Genomic DNA, 14,944 nt, shown 5'->3' with positions numbered 1-14,944 from the left:
ATCATTTGTCTGAATATATTTGGCATTTTTCGGGTCATACGCTAACTTTGCAAAGGAAAACGTCTCATTAAACGTGTATATATATGTCACAGAAATTAGTTCAGTCTCAATCTATGCAGCAGGTCCAGACGCTGTCCCCGCAGCAGGTGCTGCAGGTGCGGTTGTTGGAAATGCCCGTTTCAGAACTGGAACAACGTGTGAAAAACGAATTGATAGATAACGGAGCGTTGGAAGAGAGTCTGGGGAGTTCCGAGGATGCCGATACTTCTTCGGAAGATGTCTATGACGGTACAGATGATACAGAGTCGGCCGGGGGCGAAGCTTCTGGGTTGGACGGTGGTTTGCCTTCCGATGAATATCGTCCGGCTGAGGTACGGCAGGCGATGGACGATTATCGCACACCGGACGATGTGCCGGACTATCTGTTGCAGGAACGAGGAGGGAAAGACCGTCCGGAAACGATGGATTATGGCGATACGACATCTTTTTACGAACAGATGACGGAGCAGATGAACGAATGTGACCTGACACCGCGTGAACGGGAATTGATGGCTTATCTTATCGGTTCGTTGGAAAATGACGGCCTGTTGAAAAAGAAACTTTCCACGTTGGCGGACGAATTGGAGATTTATGCAGGAATACAGACTACGGAGTCGGAACTGGAAGCAGTGTTGGCTCGGTTGCAGACTTTCGACCCTCCCGGAATCGGGGCACGCGATTTGAGAGAATGCCTTTTGTTGCAACTCCGTCGGGATGAACATCGCGGAAGCCGGCAAAAGCAGTTGGAATATGAAATTATCGACAAGCTGTTTGATGAATTTACCCATAAACGTTGGGACAGGATTGCCGCTCGCTTGCATTTGACAGAAGCAGAGTGCGAGCGTTTGCAGAGAGATTTAAAGAAACTCAATCCGCGTCCGGGGAGTGCCATGGGCGAGGTGGTAGGACATAATTACCAACAAATCGTGCCGGACTTTGCCGTAGAGACCGATGATGACGGGGGAATTACCCTTTCTTTCAATAAAGGCGATGTGCCGGAGTTACGTATCAGTCCTTCGTTCATGGAAATCCTTCATCAGGTAGACACCGGACGCGCAAAGTTAAGTCGGCCGGAACGGGAAGCTTTGCAATATACTCGTCAGAAGATAGAAAAAGCACAGGGATTCATCGAGGCTGTGAAACAGCGTCGGCGTACGCTGACCGCTGTCATGCAGGCTATTATTGATTTGCAGCGTCCTTTCTTTCTGGAAGGAGATGAGACTTTGTTGCGCCCGATGATATTGAAGGATGTGGCCGAGCGTACGGGATTGGATATCTCTACCGTATCCCGTGCTGCCAACAGTAAATATGTGGAGACCCATTACGGGACTTATCCGCTCAAATGGTTCTTTAGCGACGGTTATGTGACAGGTGACGGGCAGGAGATTGCCACCCGTAAGATTCAGGCCGCTTTGAAGGATTTGGTAGAGGCGGAAGACAAGAAGAAGCCGCTGAGCGATGAGGCGTTGACGGCGATGTTGAATGAAAAAGGCTTTCCCATTGCGCGGCGCACGGTGGCCAAATACCGGGAACAACTGGGGATACCTGTAGCACGGTTAAGGCGATGAGATATAGGAATCTTATTCTATCGGCTCGTTTATTGTCGGTCGTTTTTAGGCCGTATCATGCGCCTATTGTGGGATTTGTGTCTTTGTTCACGTTTACTTACTTGAGCCTGTTGCCGTTGTTTTATAAGCTGACCATTTTGTGTATGGTTTATGTTTTCACCATATTGTTGCCTCGCTTGTGTATTTACGTATATCGTAAACTGAACGGATGGGCACCGGTGCAACTGCGTTTGCGGGAGAACCGCGCCATACCTTATATATTGTTCATCCTGTCTTACGTGGCCTGTCTCCATTTGATGTTCCGTATGCACATGCCGCGTTATATGTGCGGTATTTTAGTGTCGGCTTTGCTGATACAGATGGTATGCGTCATAGTGAATGTGTGGTGGAAAATCAGTATGCATTCGGCCGGGGCAGGCGGCGTGATAGGCGCGTTGGTGGCTTATTCGGTACTGTTCATGTTCAATCCTGTTTGGTGGCTGTGTGTTACGGTACTGATTTCTGGAGCTGTGGGGACAGCACGCATGTTGCTCCGTCAGCATAGTCTGGCGCAAGTGGTGGCCGGCACTCTCGTGGGAGTGGTTTGCGGTTTTGCCGGTATAATTTTATTATAGGAAATGAGTTCAATTAAAAATTCAGATAAGTCATGAAACCAGTTGTAAGTATTATCATGGGCAGTACGTCCGACCTTCCGGTGATGGAAAAGGCTGCCAAGTTCTTCGACGAGATGGAAATCCCTTTTGAGATGAACGCTTTGTCGGCTCATCGGACACCGGTCGAGGTGGAAGCATTTGCCAAAGAGGCTGCCGGACGCGGCCTGAAAGTAATTATTGCGGGAGCGGGGATGGCGGCTGCTTTGCCTGGTGTGATAGCGGCCAACACGACGTTGCCCGTCATCGGGGTTCCTATCAAGGGGATGTTGGACGGCTTGGATGCCATGCTTTCCATTATCCAGATGCCTCCCGGCATACCGGTGGCTACGGTGGGTGTAAACGGAGCGCAGAATGCTGCCATTCTGGCTGCACAGATGCTGTCGTTGGCTGATGAAGGGTTGGCTTTGCGTTTGGCGGGTTATAAAGAAAACCTGAAGCAGAAGATTGTAAAGGCCAATACGGAATTGGCCGATGTGAAGTATAAGTTTAAGTGCAATTAAAGACAGACGGATGAACTTGTTCGATTACCGACGCAGGGAGACCGGTGAAGTGCAGATCGGCGGTACGCCGTTGGGCGGGAACCATCCGATTCGGGTGCAGAGCATGACGAACACTTCAACGATGGATACCGAGGCCTGTGTGGCTCAGACGTTACGCATTGCCGAAGCCGGAGGAGATTATGTACGTCTGACGACCCAAGGGGTGCGTGAGGCTGAGAACTTGCGGAACATCAACGCCGGTGTACGTGCGGCAGGCTGTGCGGTACCTTTGGTGGCCGACGTGCATTTCAATCCGAAAGTGGCCGACGTGGCAGCTTTGTATGCTGAGAAGGTACGTATTAATCCCGGAAACTATGTGGACGCAGCCCGTACGTTCAAGCATCTTGAATATACGGACGAAGAATATGCGCAGGAGTTGAAAAAGATTGAGGAACGTTTCGTACCTTTCCTACGCATTTGCCGTGAGAACCATACGGCTATCCGCATCGGGGTGAACCACGGTTCGCTGAGCGACCGCATCATGAGCCGCTATGGGGATACGCCGGAAGGTATTGTGGAGAGTTGCATGGAGTTCCTGCGCATTTGTGTGAAGGAAGGTTTTAAGGACGTGGTGGTGTCCATCAAAGCCAGCAACACGGTGGTGATGGTACGTAGTGTGCGTTTGTTGGTCGATGCCATGGAGCGTGAAGGAATGTGTTTTCCTTTGCATTTGGGTGTGACCGAAGCCGGTGACGGTGAGGACGGGCGTATCAAGAGCGCCGTGGGCATCGGGGCTTTGTTGGCGGACGGTATCGGTGACACAGTCCGTGTGTCATTGAGCGAAGCTCCGGAGGCTGAAATTCCGGTGGCACGTAAGTTGGTGGATTATGTGCTCCGTCGGGACGGTGCCATGATGATACCGGCAGCCGAAGCGGAGGATTTCGATTACTTAAATCCCGTACGGCGGAAAACGCGGGCCGTGCGTAATATCGGAGGAGATCATGTGCCGGTTGTCGTGGCCGACCGTATGGATTTGGCGGCTTCCGGCAGGTTGAAGGGCTTCAAAGCCCATCCCGATTTTCGTCCCGACTACATTTATTGCGGCCGTAACCTGCCTCCCGTGGAAGAGCGTGAGGGGGATTATATCGTGGATGCGGATGTCTGGACTGGTGAACCCGGTACGTATCCGGCTTTCCCTTATAACATGCTGCCTTTCATGAGCCAGTGTACAGCCGATTTGAAGTTTCTTTTCCTTTCATACGGGGCTTTGAATGAAGAGGTGCGTGCCTGCCTGAAATATCATCCGGAGGTGGTGGTGATTTCCCAAAGCAACCATCAGAACCGTTTGGGCGAGCATCGTGCTTTGGTGCACGAACTGACGCGCGAAGGTTTGCAGAACCCCGTGGTCATTTTCCAGCAGTACGCCCACGGGCTGGAGGAAAAGGAGGATTTCCAGATAGAGAGTGCGGCCGACATGGGAGCCTTGCTCTTCGACGGGCTTTGCGACGGCCTGTACCTATATAATAATGGTACGTTGGACCATCGCGATATAGACGCCACCGCATTCGGCATCCTTCAGGCTGCCCGTTTGCGGACGACCAAGACGGAATATATCTCTTGTCCCGGTTGTGGGCGTACGCTCTACGACCTGCAAGACACGATAGCGCGCATCAAGGCGGCCACCGGGCATCTGAAAGGCTTGAAGATTGGCATCATGGGCTGCATCGTGAACGGTCCCGGTGAGATGGCCGATGCTGATTACGGTTATGTAGGGGCTGCGCGCGGCAAGGTCAGCTTGTATAAGAAAAAAGAATGTGTGGAGCGGAACATTCCGGCGGAAGAAGCCGTAGAGAAGCTGCTCCGTCTGATCCGGGAAAACGGAGACGACCCGGAATATGCATCATAGACCATCAAATACATTGATTATGGAACAAAAATTGTTTATCTATAATACGCTTTCCCGTAAAAAGGAAGAGTTCAAACCCATCACGCCGGGGCGTGTCGGGATGTATGTCTGCGGACCGACGGTGTATGGGGATGCCCATTTGGGACATGCCCGTCCGGCCATTACGTTTGACCTGCTGTTCCGTTACTTGCAGCATATCGGCTATAAAGTACGTTATGTGCGTAATATTACGGATGTGGGGCATTTGGAGCACGATGCCGACGAAGGAGAAGACAAGATTGCCAAGAAGGCTCGTCTGGAGGAATTGGAGCCGATGGAGGTGGCACAATACTACACGAACCGCTTCCATGCGGCCATGGAGGCTCTGAATGTGTTGCCGCCCAGCATCGAACCGCATGCCACCGGGCATATCATCGAGCAGATAGAACTGGTGAAGGAAATCTTGGATAACGGTTATGCCTACGTCAGTGAGGGCAGCGTGTACTTCGACGTGGAGAAGTACAACAAGACGCACCATTACGGCAAGCTTTCCGGACGTAACTTAGAGGATGTCATCAACAACTCCCGGGCTTTGGACGGTGTGGGGGAGAAGCATAACCAAGTGGATTTCGCTTTATGGAAGTGCGCCCAACCGCAGCATATCATGCGTTGGCCCAGTCCGTGGAGCAACGGTTTCCCCGGTTGGCATTGCGAGTGTACGGCCATGGGCCGCAAGTACTTGGGTGACCATTTCGACATCCACGGTGGAGGAATGGATCTGATTTTCCCCCATCATGAGTGTGAAATCGCACAAGCCGTGGCTAGTCAGGGTAGCGACATGGTGAACTATTGGATGCACAACAACATGATTACCATCAATGGGCAGAAGATGGGCAAGAGCTTGGGTAACTTCATTACGTTGGCACAGTTCTTCAGCGGTGAGCACGAGAGCCTGACGCAGGCTTACAGCCCGATGACCATCCGCTTCTTCATCCTTCAGGCTCATTATCGCAGTACGGTGGATTTCAGCAATGAAGCCTTGCAGGCCAGTGAGAAAGGATTGTCCCGCCTGATGGAGGGCGTGGCCAATCTGAAGCGGATTACCCCGACAGCCGGTGGCAGCGTAGGGATGGCGTATGTGGACGAACTTCGCCGGAAGTGCTACGAGGCGATGGACGACGACCTGAATTCACCCATCGTCATCAGCCACTTGTTCGATGCCTGCCGTGTCATCAACACGGTGGTAGACCGGAAAGCCACGATGTCCGCTGACGTATTGGCCGCCTTGGCCGAAGTGTTCCATACCTTTGCATTCGACATTCTTGGCCTGAAAGAAGAGACGGGGGGCGGAAGCGGACGCGAGGAAGCTTTCGGCAAAGTGGTGGATATGCTTTTGGAACAGCGTATGATAGCCAAAGCCAATAAGGATTGGGCTACCAGTGATAAAATCCGCGACAATCTGGCCGCTTTGGGCTTTGAGGTGAAAGATACGAAAGACGGTTTTACTTGGAAGCTGAATAAGTAGGGGGCCGGGTCTTCTTTTCCGGTCATGCCGGATGGATAGGAATTGCGCACGTAAGGGGGATGCCTTTACGTGCGCAGTTTGTTTTGCAGGTTGGCAGTTTAGGGATTGTTTCGTTGTCGGGGCATTCCATCTTGCCGGAACGGCTTGGACATAGAAAGGGGCAGCCCTTCCTTGGACTGCCCCAAAACCAGGAACTCCTTGTAGTACCGTTCCTCTTCGGTCGGGAAACCTTAAAACTCGTTACCCCAGATGTCTGTGAACTTCTCCATGTTGGTCAACACCTCAATGTTCCCGTCAGCAGGGTCATCGAAACGGGAAGGGTTGCCGGTGCTGGTTGCCATCATCCGGTCAGTTTCCACATGGCATATTGAAATCTCCGGTTGGATATATTTGCTCTTTTCCATAATCTTTTTCATTGTTTTTGGTTTTTAAATCTTTGGTTTATTTTACGGCTTTCTTTGTGCCGTTCACGATGTAGATGCCTTTGGAGAGGCCTTCGAGGGCCTGGCCTAACTTCACGTTCTCGCGTACGAGTATGCCGTTGAGGTCGTACACGTTCACCAAGGCATCTTCTGCCACGATGCCATTGATGCCCGTTCCGATGCCCGGGAGGAGCAAGGCCACGATGTTGGCTTCGGCCACGTCTGCGTTGATGTAGGCACGGTAAGGCTTAATGGTCGGTTCGCTGCCTGCCATCACCTTGTAGAACCCTACTTTGCCCTCTTGGTTTTGGAGTACGTAAGTGTTGGCAACGGCTTTTTGCTGTGTGAACGTACCCGTCATCAGTCCGGTTGCATATTGGTCTTTCAGGGCCGTACCGTATTCGGAGAAGTCGTAGGTGTCTCCCTCCTTGCCTTTTACGATGTACGGTGTGTGGGCTTCGATACTTTCAGCTTTTTCCAATACCAATGCCGTGGATGTTCCTACCGGAACTTCTGTGCCTGTGCAACTGTACACTTCAAAACCTTGCGGGATTTCTGCGTCGAACGGCAGGATGAGCGTACACCAACCTGCGGCCGTGATGGACAAGGTCACATTGGCTTTTTCCGCTTTCACGAGAGATAGGTCGGAAAGGTTGTTCGTGGTGAAGAAGCCGTCATCGCTTGTACTTCCGATGTTGCTGCCATGGAGGGTATTTTTCAGTTTGTACACGCCTTCTCCGGCTAAGCTGATTTCAAACGGTAATGCTTTTTCGGCTTCTTTCGTTGCGCGGATGCGATCATGCCGTGTGCTCACGTTGCCCCCGTCCATATATCCGGCTAAGGCTTGTGTGCTAAAGTAGCGGGTGTTGCCCTCTTCGTCAATGAAGCTGATTGTGTATTGGTTCTTTTTTCCTTCCACCGGAGTGAATTTGAGAGCCTGTGCGTAGTTGGCATCCACGATGTGGTACCATTTCAGGTCATATTCTCCGTCCTCAACCTTGGCTTCGTTGTAAACCGGAGACACGGCGTTGTTCTTATATCCGAAACCTTCCGAAATGTTGGCGATGCAGAAGAGTTCATCTTCCTTCGGGGCGTTGAGTACCGGGTTTTGGAATGCTTTGATGGCTTCGTCCAAAGCTTTTGTGGCAGCTTCTATTTCGTCCACTTTCTGTGAGTTCGTATAGATGTCGTTAGCCTTGTCGAATGCTGCGTCGAAAGCCTCTACAGCCGTTTCCGGAATCTGGAAAGCTTCCGTGCCCACGTTGGTTTCGGTATCCATGTTGCCTGCCTCCTCTAATTTGGCATAGAGGGCTTCTTTGGCTTTGGCAGAGGCTTCAGCGTCTGTCAGTTGGGAGAGGTATTGCAACTGGATGTGGGTGATGCCGGTCCAGTTGGCATCAGATGTGTTCAAGCCGACAGTCAGTTTGCCCTCGTCCACGATGACATCTTCTATCGTAGGATTCGTGTACAAGGCAGTGCTGTTGTCCATTTTCACCTCCTTGCCGTTGGCCGTGAAACTGGTGTTTCCATTAACCGTAGTGAAAGCGTAGGCCGAAACCTTGTAGTGCCCGTTGGGAAGCTCGTTACGTGTATATGTGAGGGTCGCGGCATAAGGATTTGCGTCCCAAGCTTCCATGAATCCGGTCTTTTGCAATTCACCGTTGTTCTTTTCAGAAGATTCTTTGTAGTTAAAGTTTTGGATATTCCCTTGGCTTACGTTTTTGGTCCATCCGTTTCCTGAATTATTGGCTTCGTCCATGAGGAAAGTGTAGTCGAAAGGATACCCTTTCTCCGGTATGGCGTTCAGAATGTAAGTTTCACATGCCGTTTGCAAAGGTTGGATGGCTTCTTGGATGGCTTCAACCGTGGTAGCTGCGTCCAAGGCAGCCTGTGCGTCGGTCATGGCCTTTTGGAATGCCTGTTTTACGCTTTCTTCCGCGCTTGAGTGGTTGGCATAGCCTTGACACGTTGCCATGAGGGTTTTGAAAGCCTCTGTGGCCGGAGCGGCTTGCTCCGCCAAGGCGATGGCTTGCGTCAATGCCGTAATGGCTGCGTTCAGGCTTTCTTCCGTGTCTTGGGCATTATTGCCTTGGGTGATGGCTGCATTTACAATGGCTGCAATGCCTTTGGGGCAGTCTGCCACGCAAGCTTGGGCTTCCGTCATTTTTTCTTTTAGCGTGGCTTTCAACTGGTCTATGCTGGCAGCTCCCAAGTACTGTAATTTGAAGTTCTTGAAAGACACCCTGTTGAAATTGGCGTTGGCCACTTTTATGCCGAATGTCAGCACACCGTCTGTCCCTACCGTGCCCTTCACTGTGTATGTACCGTAAACACCGTTGGTGCAGGGCGTTCCGGCGCAGGCATCCGTGCTGCCTTCGTTGGCATAAAGTGTGGCTCCGGATGGAGTTGCACCTCCGGCTTCGTTCAATACACGAATCAAGCCGCTCACTTCGTAGATGCCGGGAACCAGATGGTTGGCTGTATGGCTGATGGTGGCGTTTGCTGCATTGGTGCCTTTTCCTACCCAGTCTTGTATGAAAGGTTTAGTCATGCCGCTACCGTCGGTGTCTCTTTCGGTGTTGATTTGGAATGTGTTTCCGCCTTCAATCTTCCACCCGCCAAGAGCGTAATAATTAGAAGTCGTAATCAGTCCGCTCACATCCATGGGTGAACTTTCGCTCACGTTCTCTATTTTGTAGAGGCGAAGGTTGTCCCAAGCGATGTCCGAGCGTCCGCTGTTTTTCATGTTCTGCACGAGAGAGATGGTTATGGTGGTCGGTTCCGTCACGGTGAACATCGTGCCTAATTCATTCCATGCAGCGTTGACCATGTAAGCATCGTTTCCGGGGTTGGAACCATTGTTTGCCATGGAGTAAGCCCGTCTTACGGCAGGATTCTCTCCTAATAGGTTCGAGGCTGCATCGTTTACTTTGATACCGATGGTCGTACCGTTATTGTTCGCATTGTTGTTATTGGAATAATCCGCCGCTTTATAGTCGATGACGGCATAATAAGTTCCGGCAGGCAGTTCTTTCGAAGTGGTGGTCTTCAATTCAGTATCCTTGTTGCTCCATCCTTGGCGGTTGAAGTAATAATAGGTACCTTCTGTCGGTTTGATTTTGCCTGAACCGTCGGCAGGGAAACCCGTGGAAGAACCGCTTTCTTCGCTTTCCACTTGGTAGTTGCTCATTGATGCCACTTCCCATCCTTGCAGACCCTTTTCAAGTGAGGTCTTTACCTTTACGTCGGTTGCTCCGTCCGCAGCTTTTAAAGTCTCAAAAGACGGATTGACGAGATACTCTTGGGTGACATCGATCTGGGCTTGTGCAATGCCCAATGCAGAGCAGAAAACCCATGCACTTAGTACTTGTTTTTTCATTTGGTTTAAGAAATTAGTTAATGTTTTATATGAAACTCTCTGGTATTCGTTAGTTGGTTGATGAGGCTGTTTTTCCGGCGTGTTTTTCAGTCGTTCTCTTAGGAAGAGATAAACCGATACTGGCAAGAATTTAAGTGTCACTGCTGCAAATGTATGGATTTACAACGACATAAACAATAAATCGGGACATTTTTTTTGTGTTTCTCCTTATATTTTTGTTTTCGTTTACGTACACAGTATTTTGTAATGCAATGCTGTTTTATCTATAACTTTCTGTATGTGAACTTATTGTATGTGATAATCCATCTCTTCCTAAGAGATAAACCGTTTTCATGTCCGCTTGAAAATATTTAGCCATGCGGGGGCGTATCCATAAAATGCAATGTCTTCTTTCGGGCATTGAAGGTAATTTTCTTGTCTTAGAGCGGTTGCATATAAACGAATCGTTCCCCTCGTTGTACCAAATAGGAGATATAACGAGGGAAACATAAGATGTCTTTATAAAAAAGAGAATTGAAATTATACTTCTTTGGCCAGAAACTCGTCAGGCGTATATACAGGAATATCCGCTTGCGTGAAATCTTTTACGTTGCGGGTAACAATCGCATCACAGCCGGTTTGCAAAGCAGCATAATGCTGCATGGCATCTTCTATATCCCGAAAACCAGATGTGGCAGATAGGCTTTTTCTCACTGTGCGTTCGTCTACGGAAGCAATCTCTACTATGGAAGCAAACTGCCGTAAAACAAGTGATAAGTCTTCATAGTTCAGCTTTCTTTCAAGAAGATAAGCTGTAGTTGAGAAGGAGAGGGCTGACACTACAATTGTACACTCTCCTCTATCAGCAAGAGAAAACAAGCGCATGGCGGCTTCGTAAAATGGAACACGATGGGCTAAAAGGTCTACCATCACATTGGTGTCGGCAAATACTTTCTGTTTCATCCGTATTTCTCCTCCAAATATTTACGATAAGCTTCCCGTTCATCAAAATCGGCAGGTAAATCCAAGTCAATCCCCAAACGACTGACGTATGGGGTTATTTTCGATTTGCCTTGCGGCTTAGCGGACCTTTCCACGAAATTCCTTATGAAGGATTCTACCATTTGGCTTAAATCTATATTCTTTTGTTTTGCCATTTTTAAGGCCTCATCCAACAAAACACTATCTATTTGCAATGTATTCATAATTATAGCCTTTTGCATTATTGGCAAAGATAGCATTAATTTCTGAAAACTTAGGGGCTATGTAATTTTTATATATCTTCTTAAAGATACTTTTTCGTTATTGTTCCAAGACATCAAAGAGCAATGTATTCTTTCGGGCATTGAAGGTCGTTGTTAGAGGGCAGACGATAAGCCGGGATTTACAAATTGACAGAATGTTAAAGAGGCAGGTGCGAGATTCGCGTATTTGTGGACAAGGTGAAGGGGAGTACGGAAAACTCGAGTATTTCGGAGGCGGGGTTTTGACATCCGGGACGGTTTCGGGCATAATGGCTTACAAGGCACGGGGCGGTATGCGGTACACGGTTTACAAAACGGACTCCCAAGTTAATGCAATGGGGAAAACGCTTACTTTTTGATTCCGGTTTTAACGTTTCGGGGACGGGGCAACGGGGAGTAAAAAGCCGTTCTCGGCAGGCCGGACAGACCCTTTCAGGGTGTTTTCAGGGCAAAAAACAGGGACTGAAAAATCGTTTGCCGCAGATTGAAATTTCTCTTTCAGCCGAACGGAAAATCATTCGGCTGAGAAAAATCGGAAAAATGGGGTAGAAATGTTTCCATATAGCAGTTCCGGCAATCCCTTTTTAAGGAATACCGTTCTAAATGCCCCGTTTCTTCTATCCTTTCCATACGGATAAAACGCCTGAAAACTATCATTTTGCACGGTGTTACGGGGGATAATGGCCAAAATGAAAGCTTAGGCGTTTCGTTGGGTAAGGGCAAAAAACGCACGGACGGCTGCCCTATGGTGCAGGGCAACCATCCGCGTGGAACGTCCGTTTGCGGGAAAATCCCGGACGGGGTTTAGCAATACATATTCACGATGGCTTCGTAGAGTTCCTGCTTACCACTGGTCTGGGCCGGTTCGCCTTGGGTCTTGGCGTATGCCACTACGTCTTCGAGCGAAAGCTTGCCTTCTTCGAACTCCTTGCCCTTGCCGGCATCGAAGCTGGCATAACGGTCGGCTACCATTTGTTTGATAGGTGATTTCTCCAACAGTTCGGCGGCGTTCTCCAAGGCACGTGCCATGGCATCCATACCGGCGATGTGGGCGATGAAGATGTCTTCCAAGTCGGTAGAGTTACGACGGGTCTTGGCGTCGAAGTTCGTACCGCCGTTGCCAAAGCCGCCGTTGCGGATGATTTGCATCATGGCTTGGATGAGTTCGTAGTTGTCGATGGGGAACTGGTCTGTATCCCATCCGTTCTGGTAGTCGCCACGGTTGGCGTCAATGGAGCCCAACATGCCTGCGTCTACGGCACAAGCCAGTTCGTGTTCGAACGTGTGTCCGGCCAGTGTGGCATGGTTCACCTCGATGTTCACCTTGAAGTCCTTCTCCAAGCCGTGCGCACGGAGGAAGCCGATGACGGTTTCCGTGTCCACGTCGTACTGGTGCTTGGTCGGTTCCATCGGTTTCGGCTCGATGAGGAACGTGCCTTTGAAGCCTTTGGCGCGGGCATAGTCGCGGGCTGCCTTCAGCATCTGTGCCAGATGTTCCTTTTCACGCTTCATGTCGGTGTTCAGCAGGCTCATGTAGCCTTCGCGCCCGCCCCAAAACACGTAGTTCGTGCCGCCCAGTTCGATGGTGGCATCGATGGCGTTCTTGATTTGCACGGCTGCGCGTGCCACCACGTTGAAATCCGGGTTGGTGGCCGCACCGTTCATATAGCGTTCGTGTCCGAATACGTTGGCCGTGCCCCAAAGGTTCTTGATACCCGTGGCCTGCATTTTTTCCTTGATATAAGACACGATGGCCTTCATGTTGGCTTCATATTCCTCGATGGAATTGCCTTCGGAGATGAGGTCCACGTCGTGGAAGCAGAAATATTCGATACCCAGTTTCTCCATGATTTCAAAACCGGCATCGGCCTTTTGCTTGGCGATGGCCAAGGCATCCGTGCCCTCGTTCCAGGGGAAGGTCTTCGTGCCGCCGCCGAACTGGTCGCCGCCTTCTGCGCAAAGGGTGTGCCACCAAGCCATGGCAAACTTCAACCAGTCTTTCATCTTCTTGCCCATGATGACCTTTTCGGCATCATAGTAGCGGTAAGCCAATGGGTTCTTGCTCTCTTTTCCTTCGAACTTAATCTTTCCGATGCCCGGAAAATACTCTTTCTGTGCCATAATTTTTTGGTTTTAAAAAAAGGTTTATGAAATTAATTTTGAGTTTGATGTATTTGTTACATGCTGCGTAGCACGCCTAACCAACGTTGGTAAGCCTCTTCGTAGACCGGCCCGAGGGCGGTGTCCGGTTCGATGACTTTCAGCCGCTCGAGCGAGGCGAACGCTTCGCGGTTGTCTTTGTAGATGCCGGCTCCGATGCCCGCTCCCTTGGCCGCGCCTACGGAACCGTCGGTCTCATACAGCTCGATGACGGCACCCGTCACTCCGGCCAACGTGTCGCGGAAGAGGGGGCTGAGGAACATGTTGGCCTGTCCGGCGTGTATCTTGTCCACCTCCATGCCCATGCCTTTCATCACGTCGATGCCGTAGCGGAAAGAGAAGACAATGCCTTCCTGGGCGGCGCGCACGATGTGGTTGCGGTTATGGATGTTGAAATTGATACCATGTATGGCGCAGCCTGTTTCCTTGTTTTGCATGACACGCTCGGCTCCGTTGCCGAAAGGAATGATGCTGAGTCCTTCGCTGCCCACGGGCACGCTCTCGGCCATGCGGTTCATCTCCTCGTAGCTGCATCCTTCGGGCACGATGTTGCGGCGCACCCATGAATTCAGGATGCCGGTGCCGTTGATGCAGAGCAATACGCCGAGGCGCGTCTGTTCCGTGGCGGGGAATGCCGTGCGGTTGTAAGTCCCTGCGGCGTGGTTGACGTGGGCGAAAGTGTTGACACGCGAGAGCGGGTCGTAATTCACCGTCCCGTTCACTCCATATACCACGCCCGAGGTGCCTGCCGTAGAGGCAATTTCACCGGGATTGAACACGTTGAGCGAAAGGGCGTTGTTCGGTTGGTCGCCCGCACGGTAGGTCACGGGTATGCCGGCCTTGATGCCTAATTCTCCGGCCACGGCCTCCGTCACCCGTCCCTGCTCGCTGAAGGTGGGGCGTATTTCGGGAATCAGGTCCATGCCGAAGCCGTAGTATTCCATCAGCTCCTTGCAGACGCAGTTGTTCTTGAAGTCCCAGAACATGCCTTCCGAGAGTCCGGATACCGTGGTGCAGGCCGTACCCGTCAGCCGCATGGCGATGTAGTCGCCGGGCAGCATGATTTTGTCTATATTCTCATATATTTCCGGTTCGTGTTCCTTCACCCATGCCAGTTTGCTGGCCGTGAAGTTGCCCGGCGAGTTCAGCAGGTGCCCGAGGCAGAAGTCCGTGCCTAACGTTTCCATGGCTTTTTGCCCGTAGGGGACAGCCCGGGAGTCGCACCAGATGATGGCCGGGCGCAGGGCTTTCTGTCCACGGTCCACGCATACCAGGCCGTGCATCTGGTAACTGATGCCGATGGCGGCCAGTCCTTCTTTCAGGACAGCGACCGGGCATCCGGCCTTTCCGGCGGCAGCGGCCATGGCTTCGGCCGTGGCACTTTTCAGGTAGTTCCACCATGATTCGGGTTCTTGTTCCGCCCATCCGGCCTTCAGGCTCAAGATGGGAGCTTCTTGCTTGGGGTAAAAGGCTGTGCCCAACGTCTTTCCGGTTTGTGCGTCCACCACACAAGCCTTGACCGAAGAACTGCCTATGTCATATCCTATCAAATACATAACAATAGATGTGTTTTTTGTTTTACGGTATTGTTGATAGGTGCAAATATAAGTG

The 14,944-nt window shown here is 50.9% G+C and carries 11 protein-coding genes; 5 read left to right on the top strand and 6 right to left on the bottom strand.

What is annotated here, in order from left to right:
• Positions 1–77 precede the first annotated feature (77 nt).
• Genes rpoN through cysS form a run of 5 tightly spaced genes read left to right on the top strand, consistent with a single transcriptional unit; the run spans position 78 to position 6,149 of the window.
• A complete protein-coding gene (gene rpoN / locus HMPREF9442_RS06665) occupies positions 78–1,607 on the top strand; it encodes an RNA polymerase factor sigma-54 (protein ID WP_415957590.1) in 1,530 nt (509 codons plus the stop codon).
• Positions 1,604–2,221 (top strand): membrane protein, encoded by a 618-nt coding sequence (locus HMPREF9442_RS06660; RefSeq protein WP_008626686.1) that lies wholly within the window; start codon positions 1,604–1,606, stop codon positions 2,219–2,221. Before rpoN ends, HMPREF9442_RS06660 begins: the two co-directional genes overlap by 4 nt.
• Before the next feature lie 32 nt (positions 2,222–2,253).
• Positions 2,254–2,760: a 5-(carboxyamino)imidazole ribonucleotide mutase gene (gene purE / locus HMPREF9442_RS06655; protein WP_008618713.1), complete on the top strand. Its 507-nt coding sequence runs from the start codon at positions 2,254–2,256 to the stop codon at positions 2,758–2,760.
• Between the two features lie 10 nt (positions 2,761–2,770).
• Complete coding sequence (locus HMPREF9442_RS06650; RefSeq protein ID WP_008626684.1) at positions 2,771–4,645, top strand: 4-hydroxy-3-methylbut-2-en-1-yl diphosphate synthase; 1,875 nt, start codon at positions 2,771–2,773, stop codon at positions 4,643–4,645.
• A gap of 19 nt (positions 4,646–4,664) precedes the next feature.
• Complete coding sequence (gene cysS, locus HMPREF9442_RS06645; RefSeq protein ID WP_008626683.1) at positions 4,665–6,149, top strand: cysteine--tRNA ligase; 1,485 nt, start codon at positions 4,665–4,667, stop codon at positions 6,147–6,149.
• A gap of 230 nt (positions 6,150–6,379) precedes the next feature.
• Here cysS and HMPREF9442_RS06640 read toward each other — a convergent pair whose 3' ends face one another.
• The 6 genes from HMPREF9442_RS06640 to HMPREF9442_RS06610 form a co-directional block, all read right to left on the bottom strand.
• Positions 6,380–6,565 carry a hypothetical protein gene (locus HMPREF9442_RS06640; RefSeq protein ID WP_008626681.1) on the bottom strand — a complete coding sequence of 62 codons (186 nt, stop codon included), beginning with the start codon at positions 6,563–6,565 and terminating at the stop codon, positions 6,380–6,382.
• 25 nt (positions 6,566–6,590) lie between these two features.
• Positions 6,591–9,950 carry a hypothetical protein gene (locus tag HMPREF9442_RS06635; RefSeq protein ID WP_008626680.1) on the bottom strand — a complete coding sequence of 1,120 codons (3,360 nt, stop codon included), beginning with the start codon at positions 9,948–9,950 and terminating at the stop codon, positions 6,591–6,593.
• Between the two features lie 519 nt (positions 9,951–10,469).
• A complete protein-coding gene (locus HMPREF9442_RS06630; RefSeq protein ID WP_008626677.1) occupies positions 10,470–10,892 on the bottom strand; it encodes a type II toxin-antitoxin system VapC family toxin in 423 nt (140 codons plus the stop codon).
• Positions 10,889–11,134: a DUF6364 family protein gene (locus HMPREF9442_RS06625; protein WP_147639888.1), complete on the bottom strand. Its 246-nt coding sequence runs from the start codon at positions 11,132–11,134 to the stop codon at positions 10,889–10,891. The genes HMPREF9442_RS06630 and HMPREF9442_RS06625 overlap by 4 nt, the downstream gene beginning before the upstream one ends.
• Before the next feature lie 843 nt (positions 11,135–11,977).
• The gene (xylA, locus tag HMPREF9442_RS06615; RefSeq protein ID WP_008626667.1) at positions 11,978–13,294 is read right to left on the bottom strand and encodes a xylose isomerase; all 1,317 of its coding nucleotides are present in this window, start codon (positions 13,292–13,294) and stop codon (positions 11,978–11,980) included.
• A gap of 56 nt (positions 13,295–13,350) precedes the next feature.
• Positions 13,351–14,889: a xylulokinase gene (locus tag HMPREF9442_RS06610; RefSeq protein WP_008626665.1), complete on the bottom strand. Its 1,539-nt coding sequence runs from the start codon at positions 14,887–14,889 to the stop codon at positions 13,351–13,353.
• Positions 14,890–14,944: the final 55 nt, after the last annotated feature.

It is taken from the genome of Paraprevotella xylaniphila YIT 11841, assembly GCF_000205165.1.
GTDB classification, from domain to species: Bacteria; Bacteroidota; Bacteroidia; order Bacteroidales; family Bacteroidaceae; genus Paraprevotella; species Paraprevotella xylaniphila.
Note: the sequence above shows the minus strand (reverse complement) of the source record. Positions and strands in the feature narration are given on the sequence as shown.